The organism is Pinisolibacter sp. (assembly GCF_036782435.1).
In the GTDB taxonomy this organism is placed as follows: Bacteria; Pseudomonadota; Alphaproteobacteria; order Rhizobiales; family Ancalomicrobiaceae; genus CALBKH01.
This window is the reverse complement of record NZ_DAIPZB010000009.1, coordinates 74402-92282: the sequence shown is the minus strand read 5'-3', so window position 1 is coordinate 92282 and position 17881 is coordinate 74402. Positions and strand designations below refer to the sequence as shown.

Here is a 17881-nt window from a genome sequence, read left to right as displayed (position 1 = left end):
GGGTCCGGGATGTCGGGATCAGGGCTTGGCGGCGGGGGCCGGCGCGATCGCCTTCGGGTTCCCCTTCGGCACGGTCAGCATGATCGATCCGATGGCGACCAGGACCATGAAGACGTTGAAGGAGAGGGCGATGATCGCGGCTTCGCGGATGGCGAGGTTGTCCTGGCGACCCTGGAAGGTGATCACGCCTTCGAGCCAACGGATGCTCTCGGGATCGGCGGTGAGGGCGGTGAAGATCGCCGCCGAGATGGCCACGCCGAAGGCGGCGCCGAGCGAGGAGGCCATCTTGTAGATGCCGGCGCCGGAGCCCGCCTGGGCGGCCGGAAGGGCGGAGAGGGCGGCGTCGGTCGAGGGCGTCGCATAGAAGGCAAGCCCGATGCCGAACAGCGTGTAGCCGATCATCGCCATGATCTGGTAGTCGGCGAGCATCAGGTGGGCCGGAGTGAGCAGCACGATCGACAGGCCGGTGATCAGGCAGCCCCAGATCATCGGCTTACGGGAGCCGAAGCGCTGCAGGAGCTTCTCTCCGACGCGGATGAAGGCGATGATCGCGACCGCGTAGCCGAGCGTCAGCATGCCGGCCTGCTGGGCCGAGATGTTGCCGCCGCGCTGCACCAGCTGGAGCGAGACCAGCAGGGTCCCGGCGACGCCGTTGAGCAGGAAGTTGGAGAGGGTGGCGCCGGTGTAGGTCGGGTTGGCGAAGAGCTTGAAGTCGACGAAGGCGTTCGAGGCGCGGGATTCGATGCGGAAGAACAGGCTGCCGAAGACCAGCGCGACGGCGCCGAGGGTCAGGATCAGCGGGCTGGTCCAGCCGAGCTTGTTGCCCTGGGTGACGAAGATCTGCAGCGAGATCATCGCGACCATGAAGGCCAGCACGCCGGCGAGGTCGAACTTGTAGGAGCCCTTGGTCTCGGCCTTGCTCTCCGGGGTGCCCTGGATCAGGGCGAGACCGGCGAGGGCGACGGCGATCGAGGCGAAGAAGATGTGGCGCCAGCCGAAGTTCTCGGCGACGAAGCCGCCGAACAGCGAGCACACGCCGGAGCCGCCCCACGAACCGATCGACCACATCGAGACCGCGCGCTGACGTGCCGCCCCGTCCCAATAGGTCTTCACCAGCGCCAGGCTGGCCGGCATGATGCAGGCGGCCGAGAGGCCCTGGAGGGCACGGCCGGGGAAGATGAACCAGGGCGCGAGCGTGCCGCTCGGAGCGACGGCGATCAGCAACGAGCCGAGGATGCTGAGGAGAAAGCCGATCTGGACCACCTTGACGCGGCCGACCCGGTCGGCGAGGCCGCCGATGACGACGATGAAGATGCCGGAGAACAGGGCGGTGATCGCCACCGCGATGTTCATCAGGCTGTTGTCCAGGCCGAGATCCCTCTGCATGTCCGGGGCGACGTTGAGCGTCGTCTGGGCGAAGAGCTAGAAGGTGATCACGCCGAGGATGATGCCGATCAGGAGCTTGTCGGTGCCCTGAAAGGTCGCCGAGGTGGCCGACGAGGGCGCCGTGCGCGACGCCGTGGCGGATGGATGGGTCATGGGAGCCTCTCGATCTGAGGTCGGTTGGCGTTTCGGTGCGCTCGGGCAGATGCCGACGAGTGGGGGCCGACGGCCCCGGTGACATGCGTCGTCCCACCTCGAACGGGTGCTGCGCGCCACCACACGTTCGGGATCGGAACTCTTGGTCTCTGCGAAAGAAGACAGTTGAAAAAGTAGACGATATCGTCGAGTTTTTCAACTGATAACCAACCCAGATCCGATCCTGTGACACTCTGTCCAGCCACTCGCCGGCACTGCTTCGCCCCACGGACGACCCCATGACGGCCAACTCAAGTCTCTGTATGAACATGCTTCTCGGCCCCGAACCGCCGTCTCGACCAAGGCCGGCGCCGGCCCGTCTCGCCGCTTCGCATCGGGTTTGCTACGGATGTCGCCCCGGCTGGCGCCGCACCCGCGGCAGCCTCTCGACGGCGCGTCTCTTCCGGCGGGAGGGGGTGCGGCGGGCGTCCGACCCCGCCATTCCCGACCACACCGACCACACCGACCGCCCCTCCCGGCCCACCTTGCTTCGCAACGGACCCACGCCATGCTTCTGACGCTGCTCGATTTCGTCGGCACCTTCGTCTTCGCGCTCAGCGGCGGCACCCGCGCCGTCCAGCACCGGCTCGATCCCTTCGGCGTGATCTTCCTCGCCTTCGTCGCGGCCGCCTCGGGCGGCATCGTCCGCGACGTGCTGATCGGGTTGACGCCGCCGATGGCCATCGCCACCTGGCACTACTGCGCCATCTCCGCCCTCGCCGGGATCGCCTGCTACTTCGCCTATGGCCTGATCACCCGCCTGTCGGCGCCGGTGGCGGTGTTTGACGCCTTCGGCCTCGGGCTGTTCGCCGTGGTCGGCGCGCGCAAGGCGCTCGACGCGGGACTGTCGCCGCTGATGGCCGCGATGCTCGGCATGATGACCGCGATCGGCGGCGGCATCGCCCGCGACGTCCTGACCGCACAGACCCCGATGGTGCTGCGCCGGGAGGTCTATGCCCTTGCCGCGCTGGCCGGCGCCGCCGTCGTCACCTTCGGCGACCATTTCGGCATGCCCTACCCGCTCACCGCGCCGCTCGGGGCGGCCATCACCACCGGCGTGAGGCTCGTCGCGATCGGACGTGATTGGCATCTGCCCACGGCCAAACCGGAGTAGTGGAACGCCCCCACCCCATTGGCTGCGAGCAGAGGCTGCCGCCCAGGCGATCCAGCCATGGAGTGCGGGGTCGACATCGACGACGCTGTCGGCTTTCGATCGAACGAGACCTCACGTGCGCCTGATATCGATCGTCGCCGATCGACCCCCCCACTCAAACAAAACCTCCGATTGAACGACGCGAAAGACGAATTATCAAAGATGGCGAAGGCCCTTGGCCTGCGCCGGCTTGCGCAGACGAAATCGAATCTTCATCCGTACTTGTGCTGACTGCAAATTTTACCGAATCTAAACGCCATTTTATTAACAACAATTCATAAATATCTGTGATGGCGCGTCCGTTATGAAGACAATTAAAATCAAACTAATGGTCGTCTACGGTTCATTTGCTTTCGCATCGATCCTCGCAATCATCACTGCTCTGATCCTGTTCGGCAATTATCTGACCCGAACGGCTCTCGACGAGGCGCTGGAATCGGCCGAGAGCAGCTTTCGGATGCGTTTGAATATGGTCGAGCGCATGACCGAACTGGTGACCGAAACCATCGCGGTTCAGCCCAACATCGTCCGAGCACTCGCCGACGGGGACCGCTCATCGCTGAGGTGGTCCCCGTTCGGCGGACAGTTCGATAAGCTTGGGTCGACCTGAGAGAAGGACGATCCCGATGACGGGGAAGCGGAAACGGTATTAGCTGCGCAGGCCTTCGGCTCGGCAGATTTCAAGGCCAAGGTCGCGCTAGAAGCGATCCGCGGCGAGGCAACGGTGGCGCAGCTGACGGTGAAGTACGGCGTCCATCAGACGATGATCAGCGCGTGGAAGAAGCAAGCGATCGACGGAATGTCGGGCGTCTTCTCCGGCAAAGCCGAAGCGGCTGAGAATGCCCGCGACGGTGAGGTCGAAAAGCTGCACGCGATGATCGGCCAGCTCGTCGTGGAGCGGGATTTTTTGAAACGAGCCTCCGGACGCTGAGCGTCGGCCGGAGGCGCGAAATGATCGAACCCGACCACCCCAGGCTCACGACCCGACGGCAGTGCGAACTCGTCGGCATCAGTCGCTCGGCGTTCTACGCGCCGGCAGCGGCCGAGACACCGTTGAACCTGTCGCTGATGCGGCTGATCGACGAGCAGTTCCTGGAGACGCCGTGGTACGGCTCTCGACAGATGGCTCGTCATCTGCGACGGCACGGCCATACGGTCGGCCGGAAACGGATCCGGCGGTTGATGCGGAAGATGGGATTGCAGGCGGTCTATCAACGACCGAGGACGACCATCCCGCATCCCGAGCACAAGAAATGGCCGTATCTGCTGCGGAACCTCGACATCGTCAGGCCGAACCACGTCTGGTGCGCGGACATCACTTACATCCCGATGCGACGGGGCTTTCTCTACCTCGTCGCCGTGATGGACTGGGCGAGCCGGCGGGTGCTGGCGTGGCGGCTGTCGAACACGATGGACGCCGACTTCAGCATCGCTGCGGTCGAGGAGGCCATGGCGAGACATGGGAGACCGGAAATCTTCAACACGGACCAGGGCAGCCAGTTCACCAGCCCACGGTTCACGGAGGTTCTGACCGACGCAGGCGTTCGAATATCCATGGACGGTCGAGGCCGGTGGATGGACAACGTCTTCATCGAGCGGCTATGGCGATCGATGAAGTACGAGTGCATCTACTTCCATGCCTACGAAACCGGCTCGGAAGCCCGCGCCGGCATCGGCCGGTGGATCAACTACTACAACTTCGACCGACCTCACTCGACACACGGTGGGCGTACGCCCGTCGAGGTCCACGAGGAGGCCGGCGACATCAGATTGGCGGCGTGACGGACCAAAGGCCCAAGCTTACGACGGCCGCCAATCTGTCCACCCGGACGGGACCACCTCACAATGCCCTGTAATTCAAATACAATTTTTCGCCTGCGAAGCTCCGGTGGAGGTCATCACTCACAACTCCTATTCTCAGGTGCGGCAGTGGCTAAGTCTGGGAAGTCGCGTGACAACGCGGCATATATAGAGGTGCTAGACTTCGCGAGATTGAGCGTCTCAATTGTTCCATTTGCAGCGTGAACCGTCACGAAATCTGAGTGTCTTAGTAGACAAACAGCGGTAGAATTTAACTTAAATAAAAATGTATTTCGATCTACGCGATCATCTATAACTAGAGAACCAACATTATATTTTTCATCAAGTCCATCTGTTGAGTTTTTTGTAAAAGAAAGCCTTATCGGTAACGATAGCGTATTCGGATTATCCTCGTAATATAGCTGGACGGTTCTAAAAACCTGGCGGAATTGGCCGTTTTCTGATTCGATCGTCTCCGATGGGTTGGAGGCGATGCGATGGGCAAGGCACCCGGGTTCAGAGGTGGTCTCGCTGATTTGAACAGTCAGGCCCGGTCCGTTGAGTGGGTTCCCGCCTCGTTCATGCCGCCGCGAGGAGCGGCGTGTTGTTGAAGTAGGCCTGATCCGGAGTTCGCCGGTCAAGACTCGAGTGTGGACGTGAACCGTTGTACCAGCCGAGATAGCGGCCGATCGAGGCGCGGGCCTCGGCGACCGTGGCGTAGGCGCGGAGGTACACCTCCTCGTATTTGACCGACCGCCAAAGCCGCTCGACGAAGACGTTGTCCCGCCAAGACCCCTTGCCGTCCATGCTGATCGCCACGCCGGCGTCGGTGAGCACCGAGGTGAAGGCGGCCGACGTGAACTGCGAACCCTGATCCGTGTTGAAGATCTCGGGTTTGCCGTAGCGGGCCAGAGCCTCCTGGAGAGCTTCGACGCAGAACTCGGCCTCCATCGTGATCGACAACCGCCATGTCAGGACGCGCCGGGTGAACCAGTCGACGACGGCCGTGAGGTAGACGAAGCCCTTGGCCATCGGGATGTAGGTGATGTCGGCCGCCCAGACTTGGTTCGGCCGCTCCACCTTCAGCTTTCGAAGAAGGTACGGATAGATCTTGTGCCCGACCGCCGGCTTCGAGGTGTTCGGCTTCCGGTAGATTGCCTCGATCCCCATCTTCTTCATCAGAGTTCGGACATGGCGGCGACCGACATCGACGCCCTGGTTCGCCAGCAGAGCCGCCATCATTCGGCTGCCCGCGAACGGGTAGTTCAGATGAAGCTCGTCGATCCGCCGCATGATCGCCAGATCGACGGCCGGCACCGGCTTCGGCACGTAGTAGACGCTGCCACGGCTGATCCCGAGAGCTTCCGCCTGTTTGGAGATCGGCAGCTCGTGCGCAGGGTCGATCATCGCTTTGCGCTCGGAAGGCCGGCCTTCGCGAGCGCTCCGGCTAAAAAATCGTTGGTCAGTGTCAACTCGCCGATCTTCGCGTGGAGAGCCTTCAGGTCGATCGGCGGCGTCTCGGGATCGGGTCGCGTCTCTGCCCCGAACACGCCGGCAGCACCGTCGAGGAGCTGCGACTTCCACGTCGTGATCTGGTTCGCATGGACGTCATACTGCTGAGCCAGTTCGGCGAGCGTCTTCTCGCCCCTGATGGCAGCCAGCGCCACTTTCGCTTTGAAGGCAGGGGTGTGGTTCCGGCGCGGTCGTCTCGACATCTTCTCTCCTGTTCGCCAAGCCATCTTGGCTGCTCACAGGCGGAAAGACCACTCAACGGACCTGTTCAAATTCCCGAAGCCAGCTCTTTCTTCGATTTCGACGATCGCCTGAAGCGGCTGAGCGACCTCGGCGATCAGTTGGAGGCCTTCGGGCGCGCCGTCGACTTCGAGATCTTCCGCCCCGATCTCGCTGCCGCCCTGAACTACTCGACGGGCGAGCGCGGTGGCCGCCCCCCCTTCGACCCGGTGCTGATGTTCAAGGTGCTGGTCATCCAGACCACCAACAACCTGTCGGACGAGCGCACCGAATTCCTGATCAACGACCGGCTGTCGTTCATGCGTTTCCTCGGGCTCGGCCTCGACGACCGCGTGCCCGACGCCCGGACGATTTGGCTGTTTCGGGAGAAGCTCACCAGGGCGGACGCGATCAAGGGCCTGTTCGCCCGTTTCGAGACAGCACTGCGGGCTTCCGGCTACATCGCCATGTCGGGCCAGATCGTCGACGCCAGCCTGGTCGTGGCGCCGAAGCAACGCAACACCGACGAAGAACGTCGGACCATCAAGGAGGGTCGCGTTCCCGAGGATTGGAAGAACCGGCCGGCGAAACTCCGGCACAAAGACCGCGACGCTCGGTGGACGGTGAAGTTCACCAAGGCGAAGGAGCGGCCGGACGGGACCAAGCCGCCGGTCGACATCGCCATTCCCTCCTTCGGCTACCAGAACCACGTCGCCATCGACGTCGGTCACGGCTTCATCCGGACATGGAAGGTCACGGACGCGGCCGCCTACGAGGGCGCGGTGCTGCGCGACGGTCTGCTCGACACGACCAACACGGCGCGGACGGTGTGGGCCGACACCGCCTATCGCTCCGCCGTCAACGAGGCCTTCATGGAGGACAACGGCTTCGTCAGCAGGGTTCATCGCAAGAAGCCGAAGGGAAGGCCGATGCCGGAGCGCACTCGGCGGGCGAACAACGCCAAATCCAAGATCCGCAGCCGGGTCGAGCACGTCTTCGCCGATCAGAAGACGAGGATCGGCCTCGTCGTCCGGACCATCGGCATCGCCCGAGCGACGACCAGGATCGGGCTGGTGAACCTCGTCTACAACATCCGCCGCTTGCTCTTCATTCAGCGAAGGGAGGCCGCTTGAGGGGAGGCATAGCCAGCCATCGGCCGGCCAGCCGACATCCTCGCCGACCACGACCGGCCTGTCGTCGCTTCGGTCCGCCGCTGCGGTGCCGAAATCAGCCTATCCGCAAGCCCCCAGACCTGTTGATAGAACCGTCCAGCTGCAACGTTGCGGTGTAGCCACTGCCTTCTACAGAGAGAAGTGTATTCCGCATGGAATCACACGTATAGGCGACTGTGTTTCCATTGATGTTTTGTATGCCCCAGCCGGTATTCCGATCGCAGTTCATTGCGGCATCCCCGCCAGACCCCTCCTCTAAGGGGGCATAGGTAGGGCTTATGATGTTGAGTGTCTCTGTTCCGTGCTTCACGTACCGGGCGGTGAGTGTGCGCATAACCGCCGGCGTAGGCTGGCCTGGGCTAGGCCGATAGGTAGGTCCTGAAGGTTCTGCCTGAGGAGGCGAATGAGTGGGCGCTTGAGCCGGGATTATTGGCTGAACTGGTGCGGTTGGGGCTGGCACTTGAATCGCTGTGAAGCTCGGTGTCATCGGGGCGGCGACAGGCGCCCCTGGAGCGCAGACGGGAGTGGTTGATTGCCCTGGCCCATTATTAATAAGGACGACGACACTTGGTCCCTGCGGCGTCGTCGGTTCGGCTGCAGCGCTCCGATCGCGTGGAGTTGGTACAAGTTTTACGAATGGGACGATGAGCGTTACAACACCAGAGGTCAATCCGACAATAGCAGCGGAATAGCCGATCCTCTGCAGCGTCGTAATGTATTCCTGCGCGGGAAATATCCAAAATACGACAGCAACCAAGAGCAATACGCTAAGAAGCCCTTCCGAGTAAGTTAACGATACAGGGAGCAAATCTACCGAAGCTTGTGTTGGCATGGGCAACACCTTCTGGCACAAGAACACGACTTAAATATTAGCATAGATTAACAAAAAATCAACAAAAATTGAACGCTCGGATAAAGGTCAGTGGCCTTTTCCATGGCTACGAATATCCAGCGCTCGCGAATGATGCCGGTCATCACCGAATGCGAGCGGACTGCTTCGTCATCCGTGCGAAAGATTGGCAAGACTCGCTGCGTCAGCCTATAGTGCCGACGGGCAGTACGCGCTGCTCCGGGGTGTGGAAACCCTGAACAAGACGGCTGGCGCCGGCCGTTATGGCGCCGAGATCCTCTGACCGAAAGGCCGGGGGCCTGTGACGTATGTCCAGGTGCCTCGGTGCTAAAGGTCTCAGGAGTCGGCTTGTTCGACTTTCCACCCCCCGGCTAGGGATCAGGGATCGTGTTGGCGGGGGCGCACCGCGAACCAACTTCGAGCCCCGACACAATGCAGAGATTCGGGAACCTGCCGACGGCGAGCGCTGATGTTGGTTGGCGGGAGCGGATCGAGCGGCTGAGCGCAGCCGATCTCGAACGGGCTACGTGCGACGCTCTAGACGAAAACCGTCGTCAGATCGCCGACGATCAGGCCATCTACGAAGCGTGGCGCCATGCCGAGCGTGTCCTTTCGGAGGCTGAGGTAAAGGCACGGGATCTGCGGGATGAGTATCAGCGGCGCCAAGCCGCGGCGAAGATTGCACAAGAGCAGCTCGCGTTCCTGATCGATCGGCTCGGCTTCATCCCCGGTTCTACGGACGGCTTGATGAACCCGAAGAAGAGGATTCCAAGTGGTAGATCGCACGGCGGTCGTCGCCGACCGGCCGCGCGTTCAACTGCGCTCTGAGGACCCGGGTCGACCGGTCCGCGTCGCGGGTCTCACGATGTCCAATCGGGCGCCGATCGATCGCTGGGCTCGTTCGACACTTCCGCGGCCAATGTTTCGAGTGCGAGGACGAGCAGATGTGAAGTCCGAGGATATCGCCCCCGCGTCGTGGCTTCGACGGCGGAAATCTCGTCGGCGATCCAATCGGCGAGGCTCCCTCGCGGAAAGGCGTCGGCCTTTCTCGTCGTCTGACGGCCGCTCATGCGGCCGCCTCCCGGCGTTCCGTCGTCCGGCGATGTCCGACGAGGGCGAGACGGCGACGCGTCGCCGCCGATCGGAGGCACTCTTCGAAGAGTTCGATCTCGGTACGACAACGTGCCCTCGCCTCTTCGGTCGAGCGCAACAACCGCCGGGTGGCGGCGAGGGCGGCCGCCGGCTTGCGCGCCAGTCGGCTCGCACGCTCGCGTGCGATTGCCAGCAACTCGCCTCTCGCGACATGCTCGCCGACGAGACCGATCGACATGGCCTCGGCGGCGTCGATCTCCCCTCCCCCGCAGAAGATGTCGAAGGCACGGAGATAGCCGAACCTCCTCACCGCCAGGAGCGTCGAGGCGGCTTCCGGCACGAGCCCGAGTTCCACGAACGGCGCCGAGAACCGCGCCGCATCGGTCGCGAGAACCGCATCGAAATGCAGCAGCATCGTCATGCCGAGACCGGTGCAAGGACCGTCGACCGCGGCGATCAAGATCTTGTCGCATCCGATCAGCGCTTCAAAGAAGCGTGTGACCGTCGCCGAAAGCCCGGCCAGGTCGTCGATCGCAGCGAGCTCGGCCGGATCAGCTCCGGACGAGAAGACGTCGGCGGCGCTGCGAACGACGAGAACGCGGAGCGCCTCGTCGCCATTGGCGCGTTCGAGCCGATCGGCGAGGCAATCGAGATCGTCGATCGCCAGCACTCCTGTCGCCGGCAGGATGATTTCGGCGATCGTGGTGCTCGGGCGAGCGAAGGACAGTTTCGTCATCGTGGGTCTCCAGCCTACCGGTTCCATCTCCTGTTCAGACGGCCAGGGCCTGCGGCGTCGCCTCGCCGAGCCGGCCCCAGAGTTCCAAGACGGGTGCGTGAGCCCCACGGAACGCGCGGATGGCGTCGATGGTGCGCTGGCCGAAGCCGACCTGGGTCGCGACGATCTGCTGGTTGCCGATCTTTCGCTGGAAGCCGAGCGGGCGGGCGAGAAACTGGAGTTGCATGGCGCGTAGGACCCACATCGGCTCGAACTCGATGATGACGTTGTCGATGCCGGAACTCATGCCCCATTCGACGAAACCGGCGATCAGTTCGGAGCCGGCCGTCGACACACCGCGCCGCCCGTCACGATGTTCGGGCGCGACGCAGTATCGGGTGAGCTCCCATATGCGATCGGAGCACGGCGGCGTGCCCTCGCAGAGTTCGGGAAAGACGGAGGAGAGCAGGTTCGGACGCGTCGTCGGCAGCATCCGCTGATAGCCGACGACGGCACCATCGCGAACGCAGAAGTGATGGACCGCATGTTCGTCGTCGAACTGGTCGAATTCGCGGCCGTCGGCGCGGCGCAGGTCCTCCCATCCCATTTCTTCGACGAACACCTGGTGGCGTAGCCGCGACGACTGCTCGAAGAGGTGGGGGAACTCGGCCTGATCGGCTCCGGAAACTGCGATGATCATGGTGACCTCCTGTGTCGAGAGGCCGGGACCATCGTTCAATGCAGCGGGGGCGCCAATTGCGGGATCCGGGTATTGATTTCGTCAGCGGACGATGCCGGCGCGGATCGCTTCGGCGACGGCGTGAGCACGATTGGCGGCGCCGAGCTTGCGTTTCGCGTTGGCGAGATGGCGCGCCGCGGTGTGCTCGGAAATCGCCATGATCATGGAAATCTCCCAGTCGGTCTTGCCGATGGCAGCCCAGCGGATGGCCTCGGTCTCACGAGGTGAGAGAAGGGGCCGGGCCGGCGACGTCGGCCGGCTCAGACGAAACGCCCGACCGATGGCATAGATGGACACGAGCGCGAGCATGCTGCGATCGTCCGGGGAGAGTTCGATGTGATGGCCGCCGAAGGAGACGGAAGCGATTTTCCCTTCGAGCGTGACGAGCGGCACGGCCATTCCACCGGCCAGCCCGAATTCTCGGGCCTCTCCGTTCATCGTCGCCGCTTCTCGCCGAAGCGTCGGCGCGATCGGTGCCTCGTCCCACATGAACGGATTGCGGTCCTTGCGGATTCTCTCGATGACGGGGTCGATGTGGACATAGTCGCGTTGGACATAGCGATCGATCCAACCGTCGGGCCACCCATCGAGCAGGATGTGGCGTTGTTGGTCGGAGGGCGGTGTGCCGGATCCCGGCATCGTGCCGGCGATCACGCCGGTGAGGCCGAAGCGGCTGCTCAACCCGAGCAAGCGACGGCAGACCTCATCCGCTGTCGGGGCGTCGTCGATGGACGCGATGAACGCCAGGGTCTCGTCGTAGTCGGCCACGCGACGGGTCTTCCGGTTCTGAACGGCGCCGACCGATCGTGACGATCGAGGCTTCGGCACGAACGGTGATGCGTCGCGGTCGTGCCCGAGGGGAGCCGGCGGCGACCCTCGGACCGGCTACGACCTCGAGCCGAATCGCGAACTCGATTCGGTAGGCTCAACCTACGGCAGCAGGATGGCGGACCTCCCAGAAATGGAAGCTCGGCAGTGCTCGAATTCATCGAGGATCGTCGGAACCGGTGCGGTGTCATCCGGCGTGAAAACGGTTCTCGGCGACGACGGCGCGCATCTCCGGTCGCCTGAACCAGAACGCCCGACCACATCGGATCGGTGGCTCAGCCAGAACGAAGACGATCTGCTCGTCGCCGCGAAGCCGCATGACCTCGTCGGGATTGATCAGGTTGCGCCGCTGGACCGAGACGCTGGCCGAGCTCGTGGCGCCTCGCGCGTTCGCGCCGACCGTGCGCGACGTCGCCTCGACGGTCATCGTGCCGCAACGGTCGGAGACGTATTTCGCGGTCTCGTTGGAGTTGATCGCCGAGAACGAAATCCACGACGCCGAGTCCATCCAGGCGACGCGGCCGTCTTCGGACCAGATCGCGTCCATCTGCCCGAGCGACTGGTAGATCATGACGAGGGTCGCCCGGTACTTGCGACCGGCATCGCGCACGAGCGTCAGCACCTGCATGTTCTGCAGGCGGGCGGCCTCGTCGACGAGGAACAGAACGCGCTTCGAGAGCGGCACGGCCGCCTCGTCGCCGCTGGCGAGACGAACGCTGTCGTGATGATGCACGCTGTTGAGCAGCGCGCCGAGCACGACGCGACCGAGGCCGGGGTGCTCCTGTACGGTGGCGAGCGGCAGGTTGATGAAGACGTCGACGTGTTTCGTCGCGAGATCGGTGGTCTTCCAGCCGGTCGCGGTGCTCACCATGTCGGCGAAGCGTGGGAAGGCGAGCCAGTTCGTCATGTCGCCGGCATTGGAATAGATGCCGGAGAATGTGGCGCCGTGCATGCCGCGAAACGGTCCGAGCTGGCGATGCACGTAGCTGTCGACCGCCCACTCCTTCAGGATCGCCTCCAGCGTCGTCGTCTGGAAGTGATCGTGGCTCTCCGACATCAGGATGCGCAGGCGCCGGAGGGTGCGGTCGGTTTCCGATTTCGACAGGGTCAGATGGGCGAGGAGACCGCGGATCAGCGCTTCGGCCATCTGGGCGAAGAACGGATCGCGGCTTTCGGTCTTCGAGCCGGCGAACCAACTCGCGACCGTCGCAATATCCTCTTCGGCGGTCTTGGTGCCGGTGCCGATCCAGTCGAGCAGATCGACCGACCCGGCCGGATCGTTCGGATCGATCGTGAAGATGTGGCGCGGCTCGTCGCGCAAGGTGGCCCGCGCGTCGCGCACCATGGGCAGCACTTCGATCGACGGATCGAAAACGACCGCGTTGCCCGGCCAACGCAGCAACGTCGGAACGACATTGGCCGTGGTCTTGCCGCCGCCCGATCCGGAAATCACCAGACCGTGGCCGCTGCCGATGCCGCGTTCGAGATCGAAGGCGAGGAGTGGTGCCGCCCCTCCCCGTCCCCAGGTGTCTGAGCGGCGAGGGTCGAAGCTCATCGCAAGATCGGGTTCGAGATCGACCCGAAAGCGCTCCCCGACGACGATCGATCCGGCGGCCGGCAATGCGGCCGCGGCCTGTTCCATCGTCGCCCACCGCGCGTCGCCGTAGACCGACGAGGCGGCGCGATGCCGTTCGACCGGATCGTGCGTCCGTCCCGCCGATCCGGCAGCCACTCGGACGAGGAGAGCCCAGCCGATCAGCCAGAGCATGCAGCCGGCGACGATCGCGCGATCGGTGATCGGGAGATCGAAGCCGGGGACGGCGTAGAGCCGCACGATCGTCGGACCGTAAGCCCACAGGGCGAGTGAGACGATCGCGACTGCCGAAGCGGTCCCGGTGAAGGCGGCGATGCGCGGCACGCGAATGCCGATCGTCGTGACGAAGAACCAGAGAGACAGGAAGGCGGCGATGCCGAGCCGCGTGCTGCGATCCAAGAGGGCAGCGAGCCGAGGATCGCCGTCACGAAACGCATCCGCGGCCCAGGGGCCGAGTGTCACCAGAACCGCGACGACGAGGAAGGCGACGGCGACGCGCCAGATCGTGGCGACGAGCTCGTCGATCTCAGGCATCGACCGATGCCACGGTGTCGGTCATCTCGTCGCCGGCCATCGCCCCGCCGGCGACGAACGCGGCGAAGAGCGGACGATCGGCATCGCGGACGAGGAAGCCGGGCAGTTCACGCCGCAACCAGGTCGAGACGAGTTTGACGGTCTCGTCGTCGGCCCGGTTCTCGAGGCGATGCAGGAGGAAGGCACCGAGCAGGACCTTGCGCCGTGTGTCCTCGGTGCGGGACTGCTTCGTCAGTCGCGCCTTGAGCGTCGCCTTCTTGGCTTCGAGTTCGGCCAATCGCTGCTCGATGCTCTTGCGCGCCATTGGTTCTTTCCTTTCCGGTCGAATATGCCGAGGCTACACCTCGGTGCCATGGACACGGTTCATCCGTGGAAATGGCATATGGAAAGAAGAACAGCATTGCAATCGAGACAGTCGTACGGAAACCTATGCAACGAAGACACACCGTTACGACCGAACGAAGTGAGGAAGGACACAAGGGCGCACTTACGTGTTGCCGGCAACACGGATCGTGGATAGCTCTATTCTGGAAATGGAGACTGTCTTTGGCGATTTTTCACGCCTCGATGAAGCCGATCTCTCGGGGCTCCGGGCGGAGCGCCGTGGCCGCCGCCGCCTATCGTACGGCGACGCGCCTCGTCAACGAGCGGGACGGTGTCGTTCACGACTACACGGGCAAGCGCGGTGTCTCCCACGTCGAGATCGTGCTGCCGAAGGGAACAGAGGCAGCCTGGGCGCGCGACCGGTCGCTCCTGTGGAACGAGGCCGAGCGAAAGGAGACGCGCAGGGATGCGCGGGTCGCCCGTGAGGTGGAGGTGTCGCTGCCGCACGAGCTGTCGGCCGATGCGCGCAAAGAGCTCGCGCAGGAGTTCGCGCAGCACATCGCCGATCGGCATGGCGTCGCCGTCGACGTGGCGATCCATGTTCCCCATGACGAGATGGACGAGCGCAACCACCACGCCCACCTGCTGATGACGACGCGGGTCGTCTCGGCGGAAGGGCTCGGCGCGAAGACCGATCTCGAGCGACAGAACAAATGGCTGCTGTCGCAGGGGCGCGCGACGACGCAGATGCAGGTGAAGGAGCTACGGCAGAGCTGGGAGACCCTGGCGAACGCGAAGCTCGCGGCCGCCGGCCTCGACGTGCGGATCGACCATCGCTCGCACGAAACGCTGGGGCTCGGGATAGAGCCGACACGGCATGTCGGTGTCCACGCGACCCAGCTTGCCAGGGTCGGTCGGGAGGTTTCGCGGGCGCGGCTCGACGCGGAGGCGTTTCGGCGCAACGCCGAGCTGATCCGGCGGAAGCCGGACGAGGTTCTCGCGCTTCTCACCAACGAGAAGAGCGTGTTCGATCGGCGCGACGTCGCCCGCGTCCTTCACCGTTACGTCGACGACGTACAGGTGTTCCAGAACGCCTTGGCTGCCGTGATGGCGTCGCCGCTCTTGGTCGAACTGCAGGCAGAGAGAAAGACCGAGGAGGTCAAGATCGAGCCGGCGCGGTATTCGACGCGTGAGATGGTCGACCTCGAAGGGCGGCTCGCCGATGCGGCCGAGCGGCTGTCGGCGGACGCATCGCATCGCGTCGCCACGCGGCGAGTGGCACGGGCGATCGAGCATCAGGACCACGCGATCCGCAAGGCGGTCGCGTCGGATTGCTCCGGCAAGGTCACGCGCGGCGAGATGACGATCGCTGAGCGCGACCGTCGTGTCGCGCGGGCCGGATTGTCGGCCGAGCAACGACAGGCGATCGAGCACGTCACCGGGCCACGGCGCATCGCGGCGGTCGTCGGGTTCGCCGGTGCCGGCAAGTCGACCATGCTCGCGGCGGCGCACGAAGCATGGGAGGCGGAAGGCCGTCGTGTCTTCGGCGCTGCGCTCGCCGGCAAGGCCGCCGAAGGGCTCGAGGAATCCGCCGGCATCCGCAGCCGGACGCTGGCCTCCTGGGAGCGGCGTTGGGCGCAGGAGATCGATCTTCTGGAGAAGGGTGACGTTCTCGTCGTCGACGAGGCCGGCATGATCGGTTCGCGCCAGCTCGCCGGCTTCGTCGAAGAGGTCGAACGGCGCGGTGCGAAGCTGGTGCTGGTCGGTGATCACGAGCAGCTTCAGGCGATCGCCGCCGGCGCGCCGTTCCGCGCCATCGCCGAGCAGGTCGGGCACATCGAGCTTCAGGAGATTCGCAGACAGCGGGAAGACTGGCAGAGGGAGGCGTCGGTCGCCTTCGCCACCCATCGCACGGCGGAGGGTCTTCGTGCCTATGCAGAACGAGGTGCGGTGCGGTTCGACGACACGCGCGAGAGCGCCCGGAGCACGCTCGTCGCCGACTATCTCGCCGATCGAGAGGTCCATCCTGACGCGAGCCGTGTGGCGATGGCGCATCGCCGTGTCGACGCCCGGGCGATCAACGACGAGATCCGCGCCGCGCTCCAAGAACGTGGAGAACTCGCCCGCGGGATCGAAGCGGGAGAGCGGGCCTTCGAGACGAACGATGGTCTCCGTGCCTTCGCGCCGTCCGATCGCGTCGTCTTCCTCGAAAACGACGCCGATCTCGGGGTGAAGAACGGCATGCTCGGCAGCGTCGCCGAGGTCCATCCCGATCGGTTGGTCGTCGCCCTCGACGGTCGCGGGGACGATACCGTCGTCGTGCCGATCGAGACCTATCGAGCCATCGATCACGGCTACGCCACCACGGTCCACAAGCTGCAGGGGGCGACGGTCGACCGGGCCTTCGTCCTGGCCTCCGATACGATGGACCGGCATCTGACCTATGTGGCGATGACCAGGCATCGATCCGACGTGCGGCTCTACGCCGGCGCGGAGGAGTTCGCCGATCGGCGAGCCGGCGTTCTCGTCGCACACGGACGGGCGCCTTACGAGAACAATCCGGCGAACCGTGACAGCTGGTTCGTGACGCTGGAGAACGCGAGGGGCGAGCGACACACGACTTGGGGCGTCGACCTCGGCCGAGCGATCGAAGCCGCGAAACCCAACATCGGCGAACGCATCCGGCTCGAACATCTCGGCAAGGTGCCGGTCGCGCTGCCCAATGGGGCGATGGTCGAACGCAACGGCTGGAAGGTTCACCGCGCCGAGGAGCTTTTGCTCGACCGTCTTGTCGATCGGCTGTCGCGGTCCGGCGCCAAGGAGAACACGCTCGACTACGGTCGGGACTTCGCCGATCGGCGCGGGATCGCCGCGCGTCTCGGGATCGTCAGCGAGATCGTCGTCTCCAAGGGGGTTCCGAAGGCATTGGACGAAGCAGCCCCGGTCGGGGAACTCGTGCCGGCGGCGCCGGCGAAGGAGGCAACCATGGACGACATGTTCGGCAGGTTCGATCGGGCCGAAGTCCCCTTAGCCTGGACGGCGGCGATCGATCGTGTGCGAAGCCACGTCGCTCGGGATCTGGTGCTCGCCTATCGCGATCCGCAGGCGCTGCAGGCGAGGATCGACGATCTCGTCGCGCGCCGGCGCTTCGATGATGTTCAGCCGGAACTCGACAGGACTGCGGCGGCGCCGGAACTCGCAGGCGGGCTGAAGGGTGCCGCCGGCTGGTTCGGCAAGATCGACGAACCACGAAAGGCCGCACAGCTCGCCGTGTCGCGGCTCGCGAAGATCGGTGCGCTGTTCGTCGAGGTGCGCAACTTCATCGAGAGCGAATACCGCGAGCAGGTCCGAGGCGCCAACGTACGGGGTGCGCGCGTCGTGCCCATGCCATCTCCAGAGCTTCGGGTGGCACTCGCCGAGAAGAAGCCGATGGAGGGCAAGCTCGCCGACGAGATCACGACAATCCGGGCCGCGGTCGAGCGTCGGTTCACGCCGGAGGAACGGCGCGAACTGTGGTCGGGCGACATCGAGCGGATCCGACGCGTGGTGCCGGAAAGCACCGACCTTGACGCCCTCCGCGATCTAGCCGGACCGATCGAGGTGCAGGGGCGTGAGGTCGAGAGCCGGCGGGTGATCGAACGCTTCCTCGAGGAGGAAAAGGCGGAGGAGTCCGGGTTGTCGATGTGAGCGAGGGCGTCGAGGGAGGAAGGCCGCCGTATTCTTGTTCCAGCAAGGTCTTCGGTCTATATTATGCGGAAGAAATCGGCTCGT

Annotated in this window: 12 protein-coding genes and 2 pseudogenes; 6 read left to right on the top strand and 8 right to left on the bottom strand. The window is 64.3% G+C overall.

Annotated elements, in window-relative coordinates; translation table 11 throughout:
- Positions 1-18: 18 nt before the first annotated feature.
- On the bottom strand, positions 19-660 hold the full coding sequence (locus tag V7Q42_RS05835; protein WP_333823030.1) for an MFS transporter: 642 nt from the start codon (positions 658-660) through the stop codon (positions 19-21).
- Between the two features lie 111 nt (positions 661-771).
- Positions 772-1392 (bottom strand): annotated as a pseudogene (locus V7Q42_RS05830) (MFS transporter); the annotation flags it as partial.
- Positions 1393-2086: 694 nt separating this feature from the next.
- On the opposite strand from V7Q42_RS05830, the gene V7Q42_RS05825 reads away from it, so the two are divergent.
- From V7Q42_RS05825 to V7Q42_RS05815, 3 genes and pseudogenes are all read left to right on the top strand, one after another.
- On the top strand, positions 2087-2692 hold the full coding sequence (locus V7Q42_RS05825) for a trimeric intracellular cation channel family protein (RefSeq protein WP_333823010.1): 606 nt from the start codon (positions 2087-2089) through the stop codon (positions 2690-2692).
- Positions 2693-3059: 367 nt separating this feature from the next.
- The gene (locus tag V7Q42_RS05820) at positions 3060-3341 is read left to right on the top strand and encodes a hypothetical protein (protein ID WP_333823009.1); all 282 of its coding nucleotides are present in this window, start codon (positions 3060-3062) and stop codon (positions 3339-3341) included.
- A gap of 16 nt (positions 3342-3357) precedes the next feature.
- Positions 3358-4513, top strand: a pseudogene (locus tag V7Q42_RS05815) (IS3 family transposase).
- Positions 4514-5110: 597 nt separating this feature from the next.
- On the opposite strand, the gene V7Q42_RS05810 reads toward V7Q42_RS05815, so the two are convergent.
- A protein-coding gene (locus tag V7Q42_RS05810; RefSeq protein ID WP_333823008.1) for an IS3 family transposase occupies positions 5111-6246 on the bottom strand; the annotation gives its coding sequence in 2 pieces (ribosomal slippage) (positions 5111-5979 and positions 5979-6246; 1137 coding nt in all).
- A 69-nt stretch (positions 6247-6315) separates the two neighbouring features.
- Here V7Q42_RS05810 and V7Q42_RS05805 point away from each other — a divergent pair.
- A complete protein-coding gene (locus V7Q42_RS05805; protein ID WP_333823029.1) occupies positions 6316-7395 on the top strand; it encodes an IS5 family transposase in 1080 nt (359 codons plus the stop codon).
- Between the two features lie 1321 nt (positions 7396-8716).
- Complete coding sequence (locus tag V7Q42_RS05800) at positions 8717-9112, top strand: transcriptional repressor TraM (RefSeq protein ID WP_333823007.1); 396 nt, start codon at positions 8717-8719, stop codon at positions 9110-9112.
- 238 nt (positions 9113-9350) lie between these two features.
- Here V7Q42_RS05800 and V7Q42_RS05795 read toward each other — a convergent pair whose 3' ends face one another.
- The 5 genes from V7Q42_RS05795 to V7Q42_RS05775 all read right to left on the bottom strand — a co-directional run bounded on the left by V7Q42_RS05795 (position 9351) and on the right by V7Q42_RS05775 (position 14090).
- Positions 9351-10112, bottom strand: coding sequence for an enoyl-CoA hydratase/isomerase family protein (locus V7Q42_RS05795; protein ID WP_333823006.1), 762 nt, complete (start codon positions 10110-10112; stop codon positions 9351-9353).
- Between the two features lie 34 nt (positions 10113-10146).
- Positions 10147-10791, bottom strand: coding sequence for an acyl-homoserine-lactone synthase (locus V7Q42_RS05790; protein ID WP_333823005.1), 645 nt, complete (start codon positions 10789-10791; stop codon positions 10147-10149).
- 81 nt (positions 10792-10872) lie between these two features.
- Positions 10873-11598, bottom strand: coding sequence for a helix-turn-helix transcriptional regulator (locus V7Q42_RS05785; protein WP_333823004.1), 726 nt, complete (start codon positions 11596-11598; stop codon positions 10873-10875).
- Positions 11599-11845: 247 nt separating this feature from the next.
- Positions 11846-13786, bottom strand: coding sequence for a type IV secretory system conjugative DNA transfer family protein (locus V7Q42_RS05780; RefSeq protein WP_333823003.1), 1941 nt, complete (start codon positions 13784-13786; stop codon positions 11846-11848).
- Positions 13779-14090, bottom strand: a complete 312-nt coding sequence (locus tag V7Q42_RS05775) for a mobilization protein (RefSeq protein ID WP_333823002.1) — start codon at positions 14088-14090, stop codon at positions 13779-13781. Before V7Q42_RS05775 ends, V7Q42_RS05780 begins: the two co-directional genes overlap by 8 nt.
- Positions 14091-14332: 242 nt before the next feature.
- Between V7Q42_RS05775 and traA the strand changes: the two genes are divergently transcribed.
- Positions 14333-17797, top strand: coding sequence for a Ti-type conjugative transfer relaxase TraA (gene traA, locus V7Q42_RS05770; protein ID WP_333823001.1), 3465 nt, complete (start codon positions 14333-14335; stop codon positions 17795-17797).
- The last annotated feature ends 84 nt before the right edge of the window (positions 17798-17881 follow it).